This window comes from Pseudomonas sp. F-14 TE3623, assembly GCF_053629015.1.
Genome location: NZ_JBRJHM010000001.1, coordinates 3,190,380 through 3,210,873, shown reverse-complemented (window position 1 = coordinate 3,210,873; position 20,494 = coordinate 3,190,380). Strand labels below are relative to the sequence as shown.

Sequence of the window (20,494 nt, the reverse complement as noted above, 5' to 3'; positions counted from 1 at the left end):
ATGACTAGAAGGCAAAACACGAGCAGCCAAACGCGCCCCAGAACCCCTGGAAATCGCTGACCGGTGCGTTCGATAAACGCGCCCGTTCATGGCTGTGGGAATGCACCGCGCACGGCCCGCTGCACTGGTGAACCTGCGCCTGCATCGGCGAAGCCGGACGCCAGTGACCCGGCACCTTGACCACCGGCGACCAGTCCGGCAGCACCGGCACGCTAGGCGGCCCAAGCTTTTCGAATTCGCCGGCGGCGTACACCACTTTGCCGCCAACCACGGTCAACACCGATTCGATCCACTTGATGGCTTCTTCCTCGACACTGAAAAAGTCCGCGCTCAATGCCGCCACGTCGGCCAGTTGACCGACCTTGATCTGGCCTTTCTTGCCCTGTTCCGACGAAAACCAGGCACTGCCATGGGTGAACAGTTCCAGCGCGGTCTGCCGGGGCAGTCCTTCGCTGTGCAGCGCCAGGCCGCCGACGGTGCGACCGCTGACCATCCAGTACAACGAGGTCCATGGATTGTAGCTAGACACTCGAGTCGCATCGGTGCCGGCGCCGACCGGTACACCCTCGGCCAGCATGCGCTTGATCGGTGGCGTGTTTTCGGCGGCCTTGGCGCCATAACGCTCGGCGAAATATTCGCCCTGGAACGCCATGCGGTCCTGGATCGCGATACCACCGCCCAGCGCCCTCACCCGTTCGATATTCTGCGGGGTGATAGTTTCGGCGTGGTCGAAGAACCATGGCAAACCATTGAAGGGAATGTCGCGATTGACCTTCTCGAACACGTCGAGCATGCGGCTGATGGATTCGTTGTAAGTCGCATGCAAACGGAATGGCCAGCGCTGCTCGACGAGGTGGCGGACCACCGGTTCCAGCTCATCTTCCATGGTTTGCGGCAGGTCTGGACGCGGCTCGAGGAAGTCTTCGAAATCCGCCGCCGAGAACACCAGCATTTCCCCGGCGCCGTTGTGCCGCAGGAAGTCGTCGCCCTGATGCAGCTTGACGCTGCCGGTCCAGTTCTTGAAATCGGTGAGTTCTTCCTTGGGCTTCTGGGTGAACAGGTTGTAGGCGATGCGGATGGTCAGTTGTTGATCCTTGGCCAACTGCTCGATCACCGCGTAGTCGTCCGGGTAATTCTGGAAACCACCGCCCGCATCGATGGCACTGGTCAGGCCGAGGCGATTGAGTTCGCGCATGAACTGGCGGGTCGAGTTGATCTGATATTCCAGCGGTAACTTTGGCCCTTTGGCCAGGGTCGAGTACAGAATCATCGCGTTCGGTCTTGCGACCAGCATGCCGGTCGGGTTGCCGTTGGCATCACGCACGATTTCGCCACCCGGCGGGTTCGGCGTGTCGCGGGTGTAACCGGCAACTCGCAATGCGGCGCGGTTGAGCAAGGCGCGGTCATACAAATGCAGGACGAACACCGGTGTATCGGGCGCTGCCTGGTTGAGCTCTTCCAGGGTCGGCATGCGCTTCTCGACAAACTGGAATTCGTTCCAGCCACCCACCACCCGCACCCATTGCGGCGTCGGCGTGCGGTCAGCCTGATCCTTGAGCATGCGCAAGGCATCGGCCAGGGACGGCACGCCTTCCCAGCGCAGTTCGAGGTTGTAGTTCAAACCGCCACGAATCAGGTGCAAGTGCGAGTCGTTGAGGCCGGGGATGACGCAGCGGCCCTTGAGGTCGATGACCTGCGTGCCCGAACCGCGCAGGGCCATGGCCTCTGCATCGTTACCGACAGCGACAAAGCGCCCGTCCTTGATCGCCACGGCACTGGCGAGCGGTTTTTCCCGGTCTACGGTATGAAATTGGCCATTGAACAGAATCAGATCGGCATTCATCGCAGTTCCTTCGATATAAGTGAAACGGGGGTGCATTCCGCCGGTTCAGCGCGGCGGATTGCCGGTAGGTTCGAGGTGTTCGCGCGGCTGACTGGCCTCCAGCCACGGCGCAAACAGACGGGTCGCGACTGGCATGCACACGTACACCACCGACAGCACGATGGTCAGGGTGATCAGGAACGTGGCGACCACGTAGTTGGAGAGAAAAGCATTGAGTTGCAGCAGCGGCCCCCAGAGCAGCGGCACCAGCAAGGTGTGCGGCAGGATCACCAACAACGTCACCACAGCCTGCTTCCAGCGCGGCGGTGGCGAAGCGGCATCGGCCAGTGGCGTGAACCAGAACTCGTTGACCGGATTGATCTCAGTCTGGTCACCGTCGGCCAGCATCGGCGCGGCTTCATCGATCAACGCCTGACGTTGCGGCGAATCGAGCCAGCGCTGCATGGCCTCGGTGGAGCAAAAGCGCAGCACGCAGGTGAACATGTCCAGCCCACCGTTTTTGGCGCGGATCACGTCCACGCCCAGATGCCCGTCGCTCTGCCCCGCCACGCTGACAATATTGCGCAACCAGGCTTCATAGGCCGCTTCGAAACCGGCCTTGACCCGGTGCTTGACGATCAGCGTCACGATCTCATCGGACCCCGGCGCTTTTTGAGTTTGGGCTTCAGGCATAACGGAGCACTCCGGGCAAACGGACATTGAGCGCCAGCCGTCCCGGCCCGGCGATGAACACAGAGGTGAAAAGGATCAACAGCAGCCAGCCGAACTGCCCTTCGGCCACACTCCATTGCGGATGCACAACCAGCAGCGCCACCAGCAGCACAAACAGAATAGGCAAGCACGCCAGCCGCGCCAGCACCCCGGCGACAATCAGCAGCGGGCACAGCACTTCGGCGAAGATCGCCAGGCTCAGGGTGAGGTGGGCACCGAGGTGGAAAGGGTCTTCGATCAGTTGCAGCTGCGCATTGAAGTCCAGCAGCTTGGGCAAACCGTGAACCCACAGCAGAAACAGACCGCCACTGACCCGCAAAAACAGCAGCCCGACATCCCGCGCCTGTTCATCCCGTTGCGAAGCGTTCATGGCTCACCCTTGTTCAATCACTGACCTGAATAGTGCCGCCAAGGGGTGGGGAAAAATTGAATGTACGTGCTCTCTTTGCGAGTGCGTTGAACGCCCGAACGACACAAAACCCTGTGGGAGCGGGCTTGCCCGCGAAGGCGGTGTGTCATTCAACGGTGATGTTGACTGATCCGACGCCATCGCGGGCAAGCCCGCTCCCACAGTGTTTTGTGCGTGCTCACTACTGCTCAGGCACAAAAAACGGCCCGAAGGCCGTTTCGTATTGAATCCGGTCAGACGGCCGGGGCGGCCTTCAATTCCAGGCTATCCAGCGCCCGACTCACAGCCAGTTCACCCAGCATGATGAGCTGCGCGACGCCCAGTATCGTATTGCGCTGCGGCCCCTCCAGAAACCCGGCACAGTCACTGGCGATCACCTTGGCCGAGGCAAAGGATTCGCTGGCATTGGCCAGTAGCTCTTCGATGTCTATGCCCGGGGCGACGGTGTAAATCGTGCTCGGTTTGCGCGAGGTCTTGGGGTCGGACGGTTTGAGGTAGTGATCGAGGGCGCGTTCGGCGGCTTCGTTGAGTTTTTTGGGATCGAGGGGATCGTAGGGGGAAACGTCGTCGGTTTCTGGTGGGTTAGGTGTGGCTTTGAACATGGTGAATCTCCGTTATACCTGATGGAACCACCAGTACCTGTCGCTAAACAAGTAAGGGTGGCGGCTGTACGCAGGTTAGCGAACCGAGAGGTATAAGACCCGGCAGACCCGAGGGCCTCCCGCGCACAGCCACCATATCGACACTGCAGACATGGAATGCCTGCAATATGACGGAGCGTTGTTGCGCTTATACCTGTTCAAGTCGCTAAACCCGATCGCTGATTGGCAGCGATGCGGAAACGATAAAGACCAGGCCCAAAGCGCACAAGCCGGCGGATTCTGGCGCAGTCGTAGGCAACGGCGCAAGAATCTGTAGCTTTCAGGAAGTAACGCTAAACACTATTAAACACAGCCCTCGAATCAACACACATTCCCCTGTGGGAGCGGGCTTGCTCGCGAAGGCGGTGGATCAGTCGACATCACCGTTGAATGACACACCGCCTTCGCGAGCAAGCCCGCTCCCACAGTTGGACTGTATGGGTATGCAAGATGGGTCGTCGGTCAGGCCATCAGGATCAAAAGATCGCAGCCTTCGGCAGCTCTTACGGGGCCGGTATTTTCAGGGGTTCAGACATGAACTGACCGATCCGCGAGCGCAACCAGCGCTCCGCCGGATCGTTGTCATGCACCCCGCTCCAGGCCATCGACAACTGCGCCGCATCGATGGGAAACGGCGGATCTTCAGCGCGTAAGGCACAGCCTTCCACCAAGGCACAGGCTGCGTAATCCGGCACCGTGGCGATCATTTCAGTGCCAGCGAGCAACGCGCGTAACCCACTGAATTGCGGCACTCCAAGCACAACGCGTCGCGTGCGGCCGACCTTAGCCAGATCCAGATCGATGTTGCCGCTCAGGTCACCGGAAAACGACACCATCGCATGGGGCCTTGCACAATAATCATCCAGGGTCAGCGGTTCGGGACGGTCATCGCCGCGCAGGACTTTGCAGGGGATGTCACGCAGCTTCTTGCGTTTGGCATTGGCCGGCAGATCGGTGGTGTAGCTCACCCCCACCGAAATTTCCCCGGAGGCCAGTAACGCCGGCATCAGCAGATAATTGGCGCGGCGCACCACGACCACGATCCCTGGTGCTTCTTCCTGCAATTGCCGCAGCAACGGAGGAAAGAGACCGAACTCGGCGTCATCCGACAGGCCGATGCGGAACACATCGCAGCTGGTGGCCGGGTCAAACTCCTTGGCGCGGCTGACCGCCCCCGAGATGGTGTCCATCGCCGGTTGCAGCTCCTTGAGAATCGCCAGCGCCCGCGCCGTCGGCTCCATGCCGCGACCATGGCGCAGCAACAACGGATCATCGAACAAATCACGCAACCGCCCCAGCGCGGCACTCACCGCCGGTTGGCCCATGAAGAGTTTTTCGGCGACCCGGGTCAGGTTCTTTTCGAACATCAAGGCTTCGAAAATCACCAGCAAGTTCATGTCGACGCGGCGCAGATCGTTACGGTTCATGGGCAGGGTTCCTTTGGTGTTCAGCCAGGCGCGAGTCTGTCGAACTTTACTCGATCATCGGCACTTTCGCCGCTCGTTTGTAAGGCCCGTACTCGATGGGCACCCACTGAAAATGCTTGTCCACTGCGCTGATATGGCCGACACCCGGAAACGGCAAATGCGCCGCTGTGACCCAGATCTTGCTGGCCGCCGCATCGCTGAAAACCTTGGCGCGACTCTTGATCGCTTGCTGACTGTCGACATCGAAACGAATCGATACCTCGGGATGCTCGAACTGCACCGCCAGGTTATGCACCAGATCGCCCATGAACAAAATACTCTGGCCTTGGGAGTTGAGCCGGTACGTGGTACTGCCCGGTGTGTGCCCGGCCTCCAGTTCGGCATCGACAACGCCCGGCACTGGCGACTGCCCGGCAGTAAAGGTCTTGAAGCGGCCGGCCGCGATATACGGCGCGGTGGAGTCCTGGGCGATCTTGAAAAATTCCCTGGCGCCGGCCGGTGCCTTGGCCATGGCCTGCGGGTCAAGCCAGTAATCGGCTTCGGCCTTGGCCGCGTAGACCGTTGCATTGGCGAACACTGGCTTGCGCTGCCCATCCACCAACCCGCATACATGATCCAGATGCAAGTGGGTGAGCAGGATGGTATCGACCTGTTCTGGCTGATAGCCGGCGGCTTTCATGTTCGCCGACAGCTGACCCGCCGTGGCACCGATGCACTGCCCCGCCCCGGTATCCACCAGAATCAATTGTTTGCCGGTGTTCACCAGAAACGCGTTGAACGCGGTTTGCACCCCCGGTGTTTCAATCGAACGACGAGCCAGCAACGCGCGAATCTGGTCTTGGGTCAGACCGTCGAGCAGTTTGGGCGACAGGTCATTGTAGCCATCAAACAACGCTGTCACTTCGTAGTCGCCCACCGCGAGCCGGTAATAACCGGGCACCTGAGTGTTCACCTGAGCCGGTGCCTGGGCCAGGCTGGTGCCGGACATCAGCGCCAATGCCAGGCCAAATCCGCCCAGCATGCAAACACGGGAATGCTTCATGAGATCACCCTTGATCGTACCAGAAAAAGCGGCCCTGCCCAGGCCGCCACACGTCGTCAATCTTGCATGACCGTGCGTCGGTGCGAATTGCAGCGATGTGCTCAGTTGGCGCATTTTCACTCTTGGCCGGACCGCGGAATTAACAACGTTTAACTCGCAAGCCAAACACTGCGCGACCAAGAATGAAGCCCTCTGCGCAGACCTGTCTTTTTTAAAAGGGAACGTGCTGACCCACCGTGCAGCTGCACCCGCGCGCGCCCACCGACACGGATATTGGCCATGGCTCACTTTCAGCAAACCGCGATCAGTGCGTATGCCACTGAAACACGAAAAAAAGCCACGGGCGGCCTGAGTCCCTGGCGCGAAACCCTGGTCAAGCAACTGATCCTCGACCACCTCGGCGACCCCCTGGAAGTGACCGAACTGGCACGGGCCTGCGCCCTGTCACGCAGTCATTTTTCCCGCGCGTTCAAGTGCAGCACCGGCCTTTCGCCGCAGGACTGGATTCGTCAGCAACGTATCGCCCGGGCCAAGCAGTTGATTCAGAACACCGACCTGACCCTGACGCAAATCAGCCTGGAATGCGGCTTCTGCGATCAGGCACATTTTTCCCATATCTTCACCCGCAGCGAAGGCATCACACCGTTTGCCTGGCGTTGCCGGAACATGCGTGCCCTTCCCTCCCTCAACAACAAAAGATCGCCGCCTTCGCCAGCGCCCACGGATATCAACATAACCCTGTAGGAGCTGGCGCAGCCTGCGATCTTTTGATCTTGATCAGCCCTTGATGAACGCCAGCAGATCTTCGTTGAGTTGATCCTTGTGGGTATCGGTCAGGCCGTGAGGGGCTCCCGGGTAGACCTTCAATGTCGAGCCCTTGACCAGTTTCGCCGCCGCGATGCCGGCGGCTTCGATCGGCACGACCTGGTCGTCGTCGCCATGCACCACCAGGGTCGGCACGTCGAACTTCTTCAGGTCTTCGGTGAAGTCGGTTTCCGAGAACGCCTTGATGCAGTCATACGCGTTCTTGTGGCCGGACATCATGCCCTGCAGCCAGAACCAGTCGATCATGCCTTGGGACGGCTTGGCACCCGGGCGATTGAAGCCGAAGAACGGACCGCTGGCCAGATCCTTGTACAGCTGCGAACGATCGACCAGGGACGCCTGACGAATACCGTCGAACACGTCCATCGGCAGGCCGCCGGGGTTGGCTTCGGTCTTGAGCATCTGCGGCGGCACCGAGGAAATCAGCCCGGCCTTGGCCACGCGACCGGTGCCGTGACGACCGATGTAACGTGCCACTTCGCCACCGCCGGTGGAGAAACCGAACAGCACGGCGTCCTGCAGATCAAGATGCTCGATCAGCTGCGCCAGGTCATCGGCGTAAGTGTCCATTTCATTGCCGAACCATGGCTGGCTCGAACGACCGTGACCACGGCGGTCATGGGCAATGACCCGGTAGCCTTTGGAAGCCAGAAACATCATCTGCGACTCCCAGCTGTCGGCGTTCAATGGCCAACCGTGGCTGAAGACGATCGGCTGACCGGTGCCCCAGTCCTTGTAGTAAATCTCGGTGCCGTCTCGGGTGGTAAAGGTACTCATGGTGATGTCTCCTCATGCATGGATTTTGCGGCGGTTAATAAGGGGGGCGGGCCATTCGTTCGGCCAGGCGTGCCACCCGCTCGCCCAAATGCGCGGCGGTGCGGCGGTCTTCGGGCGGTGGGGCAAGGTCGGGGGATTGTTCAACGTTCGACTGCGCCATGGCCCCCAGCGAACTGCCGAGCCGATTCAACTGCCCATCGAACAGGCCGATGCTGCTGCGCGCCGGCAGCAGGTCGAGGCCGACCCAGATCATCGAGTGCTGGGCGGCGAACACTGTCATCTGCAGCAAGGTGTTGAGCTTGTCGCCGCACAGGCAGCCGGAATTGGTAAACCCGGCAGCGAGTTTGTCGCGCCAGGGCTGGGCCAGGTAGAACGATGCGGTGGCTTCCATGAAACCCTTGAAGGCCGCCGAGGCACTGCCCATGTAAGTCGGGGCGCCAAAGATGATTGCATCGGCACGGTGCAAACGTTCCCAGTGCTCATCCACTTCCTCGACCGGAATCAGCCGACAGGTGCTGCCCAGGTGCCGTTCCACACCCTGGCCCACGGCTTCGGCCATGACCCGGGTATGCCCGTAGCCACTGTGATAGACCACCACCACATTGCTCATTCCGGCTCCTCCAGAAGTGTTCATCCTTTTTTCGGCACGCTTTTTGTTGCAAGAAGGTCGGTGCTTTCGGTTGAACTTGAAGGGATGGATTTTTGAGCGTAGACCGGACACACGACGAGTTAAACGTTGTTAATTTTTAATGGTGCGCCAATGGACCCCGCGGCGCCTTTAGCGGCATCGCGCCCAATAAATACGGGACCGACCAGGGCTGACTTGAACACAGTGACCGATACGCACTGCCACCAGGTGCTCGACGCTGCGTTGCGCTGCCGAAAAAACCTGAGGAATATGCCCGGATACCGCGTGATAGACGGATGCAAGCAGGAGTGACCCGTTGACCCTTTCTCCCGAACAGGCCATCCATTTCGGCCCTTACCGGATCTACCCCGGACAACGCCTGGTAATGGAGGCCGATCAGCCCGTGCGCCTGAGTCGGCGCGCCATGGACATTCTGTTGATCCTGCTGGAACACGCCGGGCATGTGGTGAGCAAACAGCAGCTGATCGCTCGGGTCTGGCCCAAAAGCGTGGTGGAAGACATCAACCTGCGAGTGCACATGGCGGCGCTGCGCAAAGCCCTCGGCGACGGTCAGGCCGGCCAGCGCTACATCATCACCGTCGCCCAACGCGGGTACAGTTTTGTCGCGCCGTTCTCTGTGGAGCAAGTCGAGCAAAGCCCGAAAAACGACGGGAACGAACCGAGCCGGCATAACCTGCCAGTCCGTCGGACCCGCATGATCGGTCGTCAGGCTCTGGTCGACAGCCTGGTGACACAACTGGCGCGGCAGCGTTTCATCACTCTCGTGGGCCCCGGAGGAATCGGCAAGACCACGGTGGCACTGCGCGTTGCCGAACAATTGATCGACCGCTACCGAGACGGCATTCGCCTGCTGGACCTGGCACCGATCAACGACCCTTTGATGATCACCACGCACTTGGCAACGCTGCTGGATTTGTCCTTGCACGACGCCGAACCCATGAGTGGTCTCGCCACGTTCCTGCGCGAACGGCAAATGCTGCTGGTCATCGACAATTGCGAACACCTGATCGACGCCATTGCGTTACTCAGCGAAAGCATCCTGCGCGCGGCGCCCCACGTGCACATTCTGGCCACCAGCCGCGAGAGCCTGCGGGCCGAAGGCGAGTTCGTGCAGCGCCTGGAATCGCTGGACTGCCCGCCGCCCATCGCCGTGCTTGACCGCGCTCAGGCCCTGACGTTTTCGGCACTGCAGTTGTTTGTCGAGCGGGCGATGGCCAGCCACGACAACTTCGAACTGAGCGAAGTCGAACTGCCGCTGGCAATTGAAATCTGTCGGCGTCTGGACGGTATACCGTTGGCTATTGAACTGGCGGCAGCGCAAGTGGGCAGCCTGGGTTTGAGTGGGTTGCTGTCACAACTGCAAGGAAGTTTTCGCCTGCTCACCCAAGGCTGCCAGACAACTTTGGGCCGCCATCAGACCCTGCGCGCGACGCTGGACTGGAGCTTCGAGCTGCTCAACGCCTGCGAGCAAACCTGCCTGCGTCGACTGGCTATGTTCCGGGGCGGCTTCACCCTGGAGTCGGCGGCCGCCGTGATCGTCGGTGAACACATCGAGCCCTGCATGGTGTTCGCCTCGATCACCCAGTTGGTCGCCAAGTCGTTATTGAATGTCGAAGTCGGCGATGAAGAGGTGTTCTACCGTTTGCTCGACACCACGCGCGGCTATGCACTGGAAAAACTCGCCCAGGCCCAAGAGCTGCCGGACACCCGCGAGCGCCACGCCGAGCGCTGCCTCGCGTTGATGCAGCAAGCCCAGAACGACTGGGAGCAGATCTCAAGCGATCGCTGGACTGAGCGTTACGCTCGCAGCCTGGAAGACATTCGTGCTGCGCTCGATTGGGGGTTGAATACTCAAGGGCCGCAGGCGTTGGCGATCCGTCTCGCCGCGACCTCGACACCGCTCTGGCAGGAACTGTCGCTGCTCAAGGAGCACGGCGTGTATGTGCGCAAAGCGTTGGCATTGCTTGAAGCGACGCATCAGCCCTGCCCGCGCTTGCAAATGACCTTGAAACTCGCCCTCGGCAGCTCTTGCTACCACACTCAGGGCGGCACTGCTGAGACTATCGAAGCGTTCGTCAGCGCCAAACATCTGGCCGAACAGTGCAACGATGCGGTGGGTCAGCTCAGAGCTGTCTCGGGACACATGGCGGTCAACCTCAGTTGCGGCAACTATCAAATGGCCCTGGAACAAAGCCGACAATTCGATCGACTGGGCCTGCACGGCGATGCGGTATTGTCCCTCAGTACTCACCGCTTGCGGGTCCTGGCTCAGCACTTTGCCGGGGATCAGGCACTGGCGCGGGAGAATGCCGAGCAGGTCATTCAGCGCCTGGCCCAGAGCGGTCACCTCAACCGCTTTACCCACGGCTTTGGCGTGCAGTACGACCAGAGCGTTGCGGCCCTGACGATTCTGGCGCGTATCCTCTGGCTGCAAGGGCACCCGGAAAAAGCCTGGCGAACCGCGCGGCAGGCGCTCGATATTGCGATCCAGATCGATCACGGCACGTCCATCTGCTACACCCTGGCACTGTCCGGTTGCCTGATTGCCCACTACAACGGCGACACCTCGGTCGCTCGCGAACTCGTGGGCCTGCTGCTTGAGCAGGCACAGAAACACTCAGTGCTGCTGTTCTACACTTGGGCCAAACATTACGCGCAGGTAATTAACGCTGTCGATGGGCCCTTGCCCCCGCTACCAAACACCGGATTGATCAAGGAAATCATGGTCACGCTGGACAGCCGTTTCATCAATCACGCGTTGCTGGAACGGGTCGAAAACGGCACGGCGGGCTGGAGCACCGCGGAAATTCTGCGAGCCCGGGCCGACACGTTGCTGACCGAGGATTCCCCGACCGGGGTCAGTGAGGCTGAGACGGTGCTGCTCAAAGCTTTAGCCGTGGCAAAGACCCAGGGAGCGCTGGCCTGGGAACTGCGTAGTGCCACCTCATTGGCCCAGCTGTGGCAGCGTCAGGGCCGCTTCCGACAGGCCCATGAGTTGCTCGCACCGATTTACCAGCGTTTCACCGAAGGCTTTGCCACGCCGGACCTGACGAAAGTCCGTCGGCTACTCGACGAGTTGCAGCGACACCTGCCCGGCTGATATAGCGGGTATAACGCAGTTCAAAGGCATGCAAATGACCGCTGTGTTCGAGTTTCTCCAAGGCGTAGATGCGGGTGGTGTTGAGGAGACGGTAACGGATCACTCCGTGGCCCTGCTCCACCGACAGCAGTGATTTGCTCACCAGCCGCTCTACGATTTCGACCAGGCAAGTGGGCCGCAGCACCGCGCAACTGATCACGCCAATCGCCGCGTCCAGCGTGAACGCCATTTTGAACACCGCCAGCCGCTGCAACACGGTTTGCTCCAACGGGCTCAGCTGTTCATAGCTCCAGTCCAAGGCAGCTTTCAGACTCTGATGCCGTGGCAGAGCGGTGCGCCGGCCTTGAGTCAACAACTGCAAACAGTTGCCGAGTTGCGCTTGCAAACCCACCAGCGCCAACGCATCGATCTGCGCCGCCGCCAGTTCAATGGCCAGGGGCAGGCCATCCAGGCGCCGACAGATTTCGCGCACTGCCTTGAGGTCCTGTTGGCGCAGGGCAAACCCTTGCTGACGGGCTCGGGCGCGGCTGACCAACAGCTGCACCGCCGAATAATCCATAGCCTCGGCCACGCTGTATATCGCTGAGGCCGGCGGCACCGCCAGGGCCGGTATATGCAGCAGCGTTTCTCCCACCGCTCGCAGGGGTTCGCGGCTGGTGGCGAGGATCGACAGCCGTGGCGCCGAGGCCAGCAGATTGTCCACCACTGCCCGACTGCTTTCGAGCAGGTGATCGCAATTGTCGAGCACCACCAAGGCATGCCGTTGCTCCAGCGCACCCCCGCCGACGTCCAGTTCCAGCGTGCGCGACATATGCTCGACGAGTTGCGCCGGGTCATCGATGGCCGCCAGATCAATCATCCAGACGCCGTCGTGATAGTGCTGCAACAGCAGCTCGGCCACGCGCAACGCCACGGTAGTTTTGCCAATGCCGGTGGGACCAATCAGGGTCATGAGACGTCGAACCGGCAACTGCCGGACCACACTGCCGACGATCGAGTCGCGACCGGTCACCGGTGTGAGCCGCGCAGGCAGGTTGTGCTGAGGCTTGTGCACAGTCTCGACCGGCACCGGCGTGCCTGTCCCGTCGCGTTGCACCGGAGCGATGAAGCTGTAGCCGCGCTGGGGAATATTGACGATGTAACGCTGCCCGTTCTGGCCATCGCCAAGTGCCCGGCGCAGGGCGGCGATGTGCACGCGCAGGTTGATTTCCTCGACCACCGAGGTCGGCCAGACGAGGGCAATCAGGGCATCCTTGCTCACCACTGAGCCGGCGCGTTCGACCAAAACCTGCAAAATATCCAGGGCTCGTCCGCCCATGCGCAGCGGGCGATCAACCTCCAGGATCAATCGCTGACGCAGGTGAAACGCGTAGGGCCCGAACCGCAGCACCGCATCGCTATTTATATTTCTGAGGCTATTCATGCACGTTCATGCGCTGAAAACCTGGCCCGGCTCAAGGTACCGCAAAATCCATCGCGCCCATCCATCCAGGTTCCCGCACCTCCATGGCAAAGAGTTCAGGGGTATCTTGGCAGGCATGGGTGTCGGTACAACGACCACGGGAGGAGCGTCACGGCCATCACGGTGCGCGTGACGGACAACGCCCCCTAACTGAATTGTTCGCGGTATTGAGTGGGGGTCAGGCCGAGCTTTTCACTGAACAGAAAACGCATATGCCGCACGCTGCCAAAGCCACTTTTATAGGCCACGGTCTTGAGCGGCAGGTCGCTGGTTTCCAGCAGATTCCTGGCGCAGTCGATGCGCGCGCTTTGCAGAAATTCCATCGGCGTCATGTTCACTTCCCGGGCGAAAACCCGGGCGAAGTGCCGCGCACTCATGTTCACCAGACTGGCCATGCGTTCGATGCTGAATGCTTCATCGAGGTGTTCGAGCACATGGTTCTGCACCCGGGTGATCGGCGTTTCATGGGGCGCGACCGCCGCCATCAACGGACTGAACTGCGCCTGCCCGCCCTGGCGCTTCATCACCACCAGCAACACCTTAGCGACATCCTGGGCGACTTTCTTGCCATGGTCTTGGGCAACCACCGCGAGCGCCAGGTCGATGCCAGCGGTGACACCGCCGGAGGTGATGAGATTGCGATCCTGCACGTAAATCTGATCGGTCTCGACGGTGGCCTTGGGGAAGCCTTTGATCAGACGCTCGGTGTAATGCCAGTGAGTGGTCACGCGATAACCATCCAGCAACCCGGCATGCCCGAGGATGAAGGCGCCGGTGCAGATCGACCCATAACAGTTTGCGCGGTTGACGGCGCCCTGAAGCCAGTCGAGCAGCGGTGGATGTTTTTCGTTGTAGGCTCCCGGCCCGCCTGGCACCAGCAACAAGTCATAACGTTCGTTCGCCTGATCGATGTGCAAATCGGCCTGGACGTTGACGCCGTTTGAGGCTCGCAGCGCACCCGACTCGGTGCCGATGGTCGACAGTTCGTAACGATCGCCCGGTGCCAGATAACGATTGGCGATGGAAAACACTTCCATGGGACCAGCCATGTCGAGCAGAAGAAAGTCGGGGAACAGCACCATTGCCACGGTTTTCATGGGTTCAAGGTCACTAAAAGAGAACTGTTTAATACCATTGCGCCGAACACAAACCCCTTGTGGGAGCGCCCGGCATTATGGCCAAGTGTAACAACAAGGATACGTGAATCCGCGCAAATAACTGTCAACTTAAAAGAGACAGTATTTCAATTTTCATCTACTTATTGCACCAAACGGTAAATATTAACCTTCTCCTCACTCGGACGAATTCACGTCCTGACAGGAGATTTCATCATGCTGACCCTTCGTAAAGCTTCGGATCGCGGCGCGGCCAATCACGGTTGGCTGAAGTCATTTCACACCTTCTCCTTCGCCAATTACCGCAACCCGCGGGAGCAGGGTTTTTCCGACCTGCTGGTGATCAACGACGACCGCGTGGCCGCCGGCAAGGGGTTTGGCCAGCACCCTCACCGCGACATGGAGATTTTTTCCTATGTGCTCGAAGGTGCTTTGGAACACAAGGACACCTTGGGCACCGGTTCGGTGATCCGTCCCGGTGACGTGCAATTGATGAGCGCCGGCAGCGGCGTGGCTCACAGCGAGTTCAACCATTCGACGAACAAACCGGTGCACTTCCTGCAAATCTGGATCGTGCCTGAGGTTAGCGGCGCCAAACCGCGTTACCAGCAAGAGCACTTCAGCACGCAGAAAAAACGCGGCCGCTTGCAGCTGATCATCTCCCCCGACGGGGCCAATGGTTCGCTGAAAGTTCGGCAGGATGCGCGAGTGTATGCAGGCCTGATCGACGGCCAGGAAAGCGCCACGCTGGAACTGGCCACCAATCGCTACGCCTATGTGCATGTGGCGCGTGGCAGTGTCGAGTTGAACGGTGTGCAGTTGCAGGAAGGTGATGGTGTGCGGGTGCGTGAGGAGCAAGTGCTGACCTTGAGCAACGGTGTTGATGCCGAGGTACTGGTGTTCGATTTGCGGCCGCAAGAGTTGCCGGAAATGCCATGACCTCTAAATCCTGTGGGAGCGGGCTTGCTCGCGAAAGCGGTGTGTCATTCAACATTAATGTTGGCTGACTCGACGCCTTCGCGAGCAAGCCCGCTCCCACAGGGGATTAAGGCGTTACCGATAGCCACGAGCCTGCACGTTGAACAACTGCGCATAACGCCCACCCGCCGCGACCAGGCTGTCGTGATCACCTCGCTCAAGGATCGAACCCTGATCCAGCACGATGATGTGGTCGGCATTGCGCACACTGGAGAAGCGGTGAGAAATCAGCAACGTCATGCGGCCTTCGGTGTGTTGACTGAAATGCTCGAACACCGCCGCTTCCGCCGCCGGATCCAGGGCCGAGGTTGGCTCATCCAGGATCAGGATATCGGCGTCACGGCGCATGTAAGCGCGAGACAAGGCGATTTTTTGCCATTGCCCACCGGACAATTCCTGCCCACCGGCAAACCACCGCCCTAATTGCGTGGCGTAACCGCGATCCAGGCGCTCGATGAAGGGCGCGGCCATGCCCTCGGCGGCCGCTTGCTGCCAACGCATTTCATCGTTGAACGCCAACGTATCGCCCACGCCAATGTTCTCGCCCACGGAGAACTGGTAGCGAATGTAGTCCTGGAAGATCACGCCGATGCGTCGTCTCAGCGCCTCTTCATCCCAAGACTGCAAATCGCTGCCGTCCAGCAAAATACGGCCCTGATCGGGACGATACAGCCGAGTCAGCAACTTGATCAGCGTGGTTTTGCCTGACCCGTTTTCCCCTACCAGGGCGACGCTGCGGCCCGGCAGCAGGTGCAGATCGATGCCCTGCAAAGCGTCGCGGCTCGCCCCCGGATAACGGAAACCAACGTTCTCGAAACGCAAACCATCGCCGGGCACCGCGCCCACGGTAAGGCTTGCGCTATCGGCAATAACCGGTTCGGCCAAATACTCGTAGAGGCTCGACAGGTAAAGGCCATCCTCGTAGAGACCACTGATCGCGCTCAAGCTGCTGCTCACGGCGGCCTGCCCTTGCTTGAACAGCACCAGGTACATGGTCATTTGCCCGAGGGTGATATTGCCGTGAACGGTATCGACCACGACCCAGGCATAGGCCAGATAAAACGCAGCGGTGCCGAGCAGCCCCAGAACAAAACCCCAGCCATCGCGACGCAATGTCAGGCGCCGGTCTTCGGCATAGAGACGAGCAAACGTGTCCCGATAACGCTGCAACAACAGGGGCGCGAAGCCGAACAGCTTCACCTCTTTGATGTAGCCCTCATGGGAGAGCAGCGTTTCGATGTAATTCTGCTGCCGACTCTCCGGCGCCCGGCGCGTGAACAGGCGAAAGGCATCCCCGGAAAAGTGCGCTTCGGCAAAGAACACCGGCAACGCCCCAACTACCAGCAGCACCAGCGCCCACGGCGAAAAATGCACCAGCAAGACACCGAAGCTGATCAACACGATCAGGTTCTGGATCAGCCCCAGCGACTTCATCACCAGCGCCAGCGGCCGGGTCGATGCCTCGCGCCGCACCCGTACCAGCTTGTCGTAGAACTCGGAATTCTCGAACTGCACCAACGATAACGTCTGGGCCTTCTCCAGAATCATCGTGTTGACCTTCTGCCCCAACTGCACCCGCAATAGCGATTGCTGAACCGACAGTGCGCGCTGTGTCCCGGACAGCAAGGCGAGCACGCCCGCTTCAAACAGCACATACCGCACAACCGGCCATAACGGCGCACTGCCTTGCTGTGTGTGCAACTGCATGGCGGTGACTACGGCGTCGACAATCCGCTGCCCCAGCCAGGCCGCCAGCGCCGGCAATACACCGGCAATCAGGGTCGCCACTACCAACCCCAGAAACAGCCCACGGGACGTTCCCCAGACCAGCAACAAGGCACGTCTCGCCTGGTCGAGCAAAGAGGCAAAACGGGTCAGGACAGACATAGGGTGATGGACTCGGTGGCGGATGTCGGAGGAGCGCGGCAGGTTCTACAGTACGTGGAATGAGCCATCCGCTCTACGGGGACAGGATGCGATAAGGCTGGCCACGCCCATCGTAAAAACATCTAAAAAAACACCCTCACTCGCTACGTTTTAGCGCTTTGATATGGGGAGTCAATGCCCATCGAGATTCGAGGACGAACCTGAACGTCCAGCTGATGTGCCCTCTCCATAACCGGGAGCAAAAACATGAAAATCAATCCCTACCTGATCTTCAACGGCGACTGCAAGGCCGCTTTCACGTTCTACGCCAAAAGCCTGCCAGGCCAGATAGAAGTAATGATGACCTTCGGCGAAACTCCGGCCCGCGACCATGTTCCAACGGACTGTCATAACCTGATCATTCATACGCGCCTGCTGGTCGCAGACCAGGCAATCATGGGGTCGGACACCACACCTGATCGCCCCACCACCAAAATGAGCGGTTGTTCGGTTTCATTGAATGTCGACAGTGTGGCGGAGGCTGAGCGGGTGTTTGCTGCATTGGCGGAAGGCGGCAGTATTCAAATGCCGCTGGAGGCGACGTTCTGGGCGGCACGTTTCGGGATGCTGGTCGATCGGTTTGGTGTGGCGTGGATGGTTAATTGCGAAAAGGATCAGTGACCGGGCTACCCTCTGGTTAGTACATAAAATTTACTGGCGCTTTAATATCAACTTTGGGGATTTTTTTTCAATAGCCAAACAGAATAACTACACATCCACAAATTCCCCCCTGACCAAAATATTACCAATATAATGCAAAAAGACTCAATTAATATAGCCTCCCTCTCATTCGCCCTAAAAAGAGGCGATCGTTGTACTGATCGCCTCCCCAACGTGCACCTACATCCCCCTAGAACACCGTGGAATATCCTTATAAATCAACTCCAATTTTCGAAAAAGCGGACACCCGCACAGTTCATACGCAAGGCTTCATCAGTTGTGCTTCGTTCTGCAGCCAGATGGGCAATTAGCCATCGCATCTGTATTGCTTATAGAAAAGTCAACCTAAAGAGCCTAGTCCGACTGACAGGGGCGTACCAACTAAGCCCGATATCACAAATCAAATGGGCTTAAGCCTCAGCATTTGCCTATGTCATTGAATCAGCTAAAACTACCGAGGATGGAGTGACGTGTGTTCACGACGGGAAATGTTATAAAAAGTCAGATAACGTCAGTATTTTGTGTATTAAGATTGCAACGCCAGCACATATGAGTAATTTACATGATGAGTACTGAGAGCAAAACCGAAAATAGCCAGAGAGGTATTCTCGCTATTGGGCGCACTTGGCGCTCGACAGAGAAACTTCGACAATTATTTGTACCCAATCTCACACATGTTTATACATTAGATTATCCAAACCCGGCAAGTCTGGATATCGAAACGCAAACACTCGATACCGTACTGATCGATATTGAAAGCTCCTCCATACTTAATGACTGCCTGGCGCTGATCAAGAAGTTACGTACGAATCCGACAGAACTGTCCATTATCGTTGCAATCAACTATCGCTCTCCGCAAACTAAAATTGAATGCTACCTGGCCGGAGCCGATCACTGCATCAATGTACCTAACGATCAGGATGAAAAAGCCAGGTTACTCTCAGAGTTGCTCGAAACCCCTGAATGGCAGACCAGTGTCAAGTTGACCCTGGACCAAACATGCCTGCACTTATACAACAACGAATACAAACTGGATCTGGCCTATCAGGAAATGAAAGCCCTGGATGCGCTTATTAACGCAGAAGGCAATATCCTGCACCACGACTGCATGGCCGAATCCATGGGCTTGAATATAAAACTCTACGACTCACGTGTCCTGGAGAAGTCCATAAGCCGGCTTCGAAATAAAATCAAAAAACACTTTGGCATTAACATCATTCACAGTGTTCGTGGTTATGGTTATCGACTGCTTCGAGGGGTCGTCTCAGTCAATCAAACAAACTTTCACTCTTAAAGGACTAGGTAATGGAGCCCAGCAGGCAAGCTATCGTGCACGAAAATTTCGCACTGGTATTCTTCAGGCAATCGATTCTGAAACGAAACGATGAACTGTTCGGCAGCGAAATCTATGCCAAGGCGACCAAACAGGAGACACCTCTGAACAAGGGGTATCAACAACTGCATTCCGATCATCCACTGGCGACTTATTACGAAGTCCTGACACGGATCCAATTGAATGCCCTCTCACAGATTGAGGCGACGCCTTCCCGTTCCACACCGACGCCAAACAAACTGTTCGTGACCATGAATCAATCTGCTTTATTGGATAAAGCGCTTATCAAGGAAATGAATGAGGCTCAAGCGATACTCAAAAAGCATGAGCAACAGCTAATCCCCAGCATTAACAGCAGCTCGTTCCTGTCGTTCAACCTGAAAGAAAAAAGAACTATTATCAATCACATTCACCTATTAAAAGATAATGGGATCGAGATCGCTTTCGATGGCTATGATTTAAGCGACGACAGCACCGAAAAACTGATCAGCCTGGCCCTCTTCGATTACATAAAAGTGGACCTGACCAAATCCAATTTCGACATCATGGTCGAAAACAGCCAGGATTTTTTCAACAGGTCTTACGACTGCCTGAGCGGCATGATCCATGACAGCAAGATCAAATTCGTGGCGGACCGCGTGGAGCACAAAGCACTACACACACTGGCTCGCAGCATGCCCTTCGACTTTTTCCAGGGGAGGTACTACTCACCCACCGAGCTTATTTAAGTTTTGAAAACTTCACCAGACTAGGAAGGAACCTTATTGTGAATACGCCGAATAACAGCTTTCTGATTTTCACCCGAGACCAACTGGCACGACAAGCAATAGAATCGCTTCTCGCACAACGCCTGTATTTATCTTTTGAAATCGAGTCAGGTAAACTCAGCAGCGAACGCATCCGAAAGAGTCGATTCACGCACATCCTGCTCGACCAGGCGGACATATCGCTGAGCGATGTCAGTTTCATTCGTAAAAATCAAAAAGATGCGGAAATCATCCTCATAACGCCTAACTCTGAACCTTCGGAACTCCATCACTTTTCGCACTTCGGTGTTGATGGCTTTCTCAAGAAACCGGTGGCCGACGAAGAGTTCATCTCGGCAGTCAGTCGGGTTAAAGAGTCCCAGGGCAACCCTGATATCTGGTGGTTCAATGCTGACGATCGAACATTGGTCAAAGAAGATATCACTATCCCATTGACCGGTACCGAATCGCTAATGCTCACCCAACTGGTCCTCAGCGATCGACGGGTACTCAGCAAAAACGATCTTATTCTACGCATCGACAAAGACCCGGAACAATATAGCGGTCTTGAAATGTGCCTGAGCCGATTGCAGAAAAAGTTCAAGACGGCAGCCAATGGAGAACGGCTGGTCCGCTCGGTTAGAAACCGTGGCTACTGCCTGGCACAGAGGATAAGAGTCGCTTACTGAGCGAGAATTCGCAAAAATAATAACAATAAACGCGATTCTCCACTCCACTTGATACACACACCCACCACCTGCCTCCTTGCACTGCATATCCTGACTGTCGCCATAAACTCTCCCATGGCGCCCACTTCGTTTCACCCCTCACCTACCCGACAAACGTTTAT

General features: G+C 58.0%; 18 protein-coding genes and 1 pseudogene. 7 read left to right on the top strand and 12 right to left on the bottom strand.

All coding sequences use genetic code 11. The annotated features are described in order from the left end of the window. Positions 1–4 precede the first annotated feature (4 nt). The 6 genes from AB7M29_RS14950 to AB7M29_RS14925 form a co-directional block, all read right to left on the bottom strand. Complete coding sequence (locus AB7M29_RS14950; protein ID WP_454247165.1) at positions 5–1,843, bottom strand: amidohydrolase; 1,839 nt, start codon at positions 1,841–1,843, stop codon at positions 5–7. 45 nt (positions 1,844–1,888) lie between these two features. After that, positions 1,889–2,515, bottom strand: a complete 627-nt coding sequence (locus AB7M29_RS14945; protein WP_454247164.1) for an antibiotic biosynthesis monooxygenase — start codon at positions 2,513–2,515, stop codon at positions 1,889–1,891. Next, positions 2,508–2,924 (bottom strand): DoxX family protein, encoded by a 417-nt coding sequence (locus AB7M29_RS14940; protein WP_454247163.1) that lies wholly within the window; start codon positions 2,922–2,924, stop codon positions 2,508–2,510. Before AB7M29_RS14940 ends, AB7M29_RS14945 begins: the two co-directional genes overlap by 8 nt. 272 nt (positions 2,925–3,196) lie before the next feature. Beyond that, complete coding sequence (locus AB7M29_RS14935; RefSeq protein ID WP_217858609.1) at positions 3,197–3,565, bottom strand: DUF6124 family protein; 369 nt, start codon at positions 3,563–3,565, stop codon at positions 3,197–3,199. Between the two features lie 542 nt (positions 3,566–4,107). Further along, positions 4,108–5,031 (bottom strand): LysR substrate-binding domain-containing protein, encoded by a 924-nt coding sequence (locus AB7M29_RS14930; RefSeq protein ID WP_454247162.1) that lies wholly within the window; start codon positions 5,029–5,031, stop codon positions 4,108–4,110. A 46-nt stretch (positions 5,032–5,077) separates the two neighbouring features. After that, the gene (locus AB7M29_RS14925) at positions 5,078–6,073 is read right to left on the bottom strand and encodes an MBL fold metallo-hydrolase (protein WP_454247161.1); all 996 of its coding nucleotides are present in this window, start codon (positions 6,071–6,073) and stop codon (positions 5,078–5,080) included. A gap of 279 nt (positions 6,074–6,352) precedes the next feature. Here AB7M29_RS14925 and AB7M29_RS14920 point away from each other — a divergent pair, with 279 nt between their 5' ends. After that, positions 6,353–6,817, top strand: a complete 465-nt coding sequence (locus AB7M29_RS14920; RefSeq protein ID WP_454247160.1) for a helix-turn-helix domain-containing protein — start codon at positions 6,353–6,355, stop codon at positions 6,815–6,817. Between the two features lie 33 nt (positions 6,818–6,850). Here AB7M29_RS14920 and AB7M29_RS14915 read toward each other — a convergent pair whose 3' ends face one another. Both AB7M29_RS14915 and AB7M29_RS14910 read right to left on the bottom strand, forming a co-directional pair. Further along, the gene (locus tag AB7M29_RS14915) at positions 6,851–7,675 is read right to left on the bottom strand and encodes an alpha/beta fold hydrolase (protein WP_217858616.1); all 825 of its coding nucleotides are present in this window, start codon (positions 7,673–7,675) and stop codon (positions 6,851–6,853) included. Between the two features lie 34 nt (positions 7,676–7,709). Next, positions 7,710–8,285, bottom strand: coding sequence for a flavodoxin family protein (locus AB7M29_RS14910; protein ID WP_454247159.1), 576 nt, complete (start codon positions 8,283–8,285; stop codon positions 7,710–7,712). Between the two features lie 334 nt (positions 8,286–8,619). Here AB7M29_RS14910 and AB7M29_RS14905 point away from each other — a divergent pair, with 334 nt between their 5' ends. Further along, positions 8,620–11,424 (top strand): ATP-binding protein, encoded by a 2,805-nt coding sequence (locus tag AB7M29_RS14905; RefSeq protein WP_454247158.1) that lies wholly within the window; start codon positions 8,620–8,622, stop codon positions 11,422–11,424. On the opposite strand, the gene AB7M29_RS14900 is transcribed toward AB7M29_RS14905, so the two are convergent. Both AB7M29_RS14900 and AB7M29_RS14895 read right to left on the bottom strand, forming a co-directional pair. Continuing rightward, entirely contained in the window at positions 11,345–12,847 is a 1,503-nt protein-coding gene (locus AB7M29_RS14900; protein ID WP_454247157.1) for an ATP-binding protein, read from the bottom strand. The two genes, AB7M29_RS14905 and AB7M29_RS14900, sit on opposite strands and share 80 nt — an antisense overlap. Before the next feature lie 185 nt (positions 12,848–13,032). After that, complete coding sequence (locus AB7M29_RS14895; RefSeq protein WP_217858620.1) at positions 13,033–13,983, bottom strand: GlxA family transcriptional regulator; 951 nt, start codon at positions 13,981–13,983, stop codon at positions 13,033–13,035. 234 nt (positions 13,984–14,217) lie between these two features. Here AB7M29_RS14895 and AB7M29_RS14890 point away from each other — a divergent pair, with 234 nt between their 5' ends. Further along, positions 14,218–14,940 carry a pirin family protein gene (locus tag AB7M29_RS14890; protein WP_454247156.1) on the top strand — a complete coding sequence of 241 codons (723 nt, stop codon included), beginning with the start codon at positions 14,218–14,220 and terminating at the stop codon, positions 14,938–14,940. A 10-nt stretch (positions 14,941–14,950) separates the two neighbouring features. On the opposite strand, the pseudogene AB7M29_RS14885 reads toward AB7M29_RS14890, so the two are convergent. Together AB7M29_RS14885 and AB7M29_RS14880 are read right to left on the bottom strand one after the other, a co-directional pair. After that, a pseudogene (locus AB7M29_RS14885) lies at positions 14,951–15,040 on the bottom strand (metal ABC transporter ATP-binding protein); the annotation flags it as partial. 14 nt (positions 15,041–15,054) lie between these two features. Further along, on the bottom strand, positions 15,055–16,866 hold the full coding sequence (locus tag AB7M29_RS14880) for an ABC transporter ATP-binding protein (RefSeq protein WP_454247155.1): 1,812 nt from the start codon (positions 16,864–16,866) through the stop codon (positions 15,055–15,057). A 246-nt stretch (positions 16,867–17,112) separates the two neighbouring features. Between AB7M29_RS14880 and AB7M29_RS14875 the strand changes: the two genes are divergently transcribed. The 4 genes from AB7M29_RS14875 (at position 17,113) to AB7M29_RS14860 (ending at position 20,333) form a co-directional block, all read left to right on the top strand. Next, the gene (locus tag AB7M29_RS14875; RefSeq protein WP_217858623.1) at positions 17,113–17,526 is read left to right on the top strand and encodes a VOC family protein; all 414 of its coding nucleotides are present in this window, start codon (positions 17,113–17,115) and stop codon (positions 17,524–17,526) included. 601 nt (positions 17,527–18,127) lie between these two features. Further along, positions 18,128–18,859 (top strand): winged helix-turn-helix domain-containing protein, encoded by a 732-nt coding sequence (locus tag AB7M29_RS14870; RefSeq protein WP_454247154.1) that lies wholly within the window; start codon positions 18,128–18,130, stop codon positions 18,857–18,859. 11 nt (positions 18,860–18,870) lie between these two features. Continuing rightward, a complete protein-coding gene (locus tag AB7M29_RS14865; RefSeq protein ID WP_217858624.1) occupies positions 18,871–19,626 on the top strand; it encodes an EAL domain-containing protein in 756 nt (251 codons plus the stop codon). 38 nt (positions 19,627–19,664) lie between these two features. Beyond that, positions 19,665–20,333: a winged helix-turn-helix domain-containing protein gene (locus AB7M29_RS14860; protein WP_007900813.1), complete on the top strand. Its 669-nt coding sequence runs from the start codon at positions 19,665–19,667 to the stop codon at positions 20,331–20,333. Positions 20,334–20,494 lie beyond the last annotated feature (161 nt).

Bases quoted from the DNA above. Each gene is read 5' to 3' on its own strand.
- AB7M29_RS14950 (WP_454247165.1), bottom strand. From the start codon at position 1,843: ATGAATGCCGATCTGATTCTGTTCAATGGCCAATTTCATACCGTAGAC.
- AB7M29_RS14945 (WP_454247164.1), bottom strand. From the start codon at position 2,515: ATGCCTGAAGCCCAAACTCAAAAAGCGCCGGGGTCCGATGAGATCGTG.
- AB7M29_RS14940 (WP_454247163.1), bottom strand. From the start codon at position 2,924: ATGAACGCTTCGCAACGGGATGAACAGGCGCGGGATGTCGGGCTGCTG.
- AB7M29_RS14935 (WP_217858609.1), bottom strand. From the start codon at position 3,565: ATGTTCAAAGCCACACCTAACCCACCAGAAACCGACGACGTTTCCCCC.
- AB7M29_RS14930 (WP_454247162.1), bottom strand. From the start codon at position 5,031: ATGAACCGTAACGATCTGCGCCGCGTCGACATGAACTTGCTGGTGATT.
- AB7M29_RS14925 (WP_454247161.1), bottom strand. From the start codon at position 6,073: ATGAAGCATTCCCGTGTTTGCATGCTGGGCGGATTTGGCCTGGCATTG.
- AB7M29_RS14920 (WP_454247160.1), top strand. From the start codon at position 6,353: ATGGCTCACTTTCAGCAAACCGCGATCAGTGCGTATGCCACTGAAACA.
- AB7M29_RS14915 (WP_217858616.1), bottom strand. From the start codon at position 7,675: ATGAGTACCTTTACCACCCGAGACGGCACCGAGATTTACTACAAGGAC.
- AB7M29_RS14910 (WP_454247159.1), bottom strand. From the start codon at position 8,285: ATGAGCAATGTGGTGGTGGTCTATCACAGTGGCTACGGGCATACCCGG.
- AB7M29_RS14900 (WP_454247157.1), bottom strand. From the start codon at position 12,847: ATGAATAGCCTCAGAAATATAAATAGCGATGCGGTGCTGCGGTTCGGG.
- AB7M29_RS14895 (WP_217858620.1), bottom strand. From the start codon at position 13,983: ATGAAAACCGTGGCAATGGTGCTGTTCCCCGACTTTCTTCTGCTCGAC.
- AB7M29_RS14890 (WP_454247156.1), top strand. From the start codon at position 14,218: ATGCTGACCCTTCGTAAAGCTTCGGATCGCGGCGCGGCCAATCACGGT.
- AB7M29_RS14880 (WP_454247155.1), bottom strand. From the start codon at position 16,866: ATGTCTGTCCTGACCCGTTTTGCCTCTTTGCTCGACCAGGCGAGACGT.
- AB7M29_RS14875 (WP_217858623.1), top strand. From the start codon at position 17,113: ATGAAAATCAATCCCTACCTGATCTTCAACGGCGACTGCAAGGCCGCT.
- AB7M29_RS14870 (WP_454247154.1), top strand. From the start codon at position 18,128: ATGATGAGTACTGAGAGCAAAACCGAAAATAGCCAGAGAGGTATTCTC.
- AB7M29_RS14865 (WP_217858624.1), top strand. From the start codon at position 18,871: ATGGAGCCCAGCAGGCAAGCTATCGTGCACGAAAATTTCGCACTGGTA.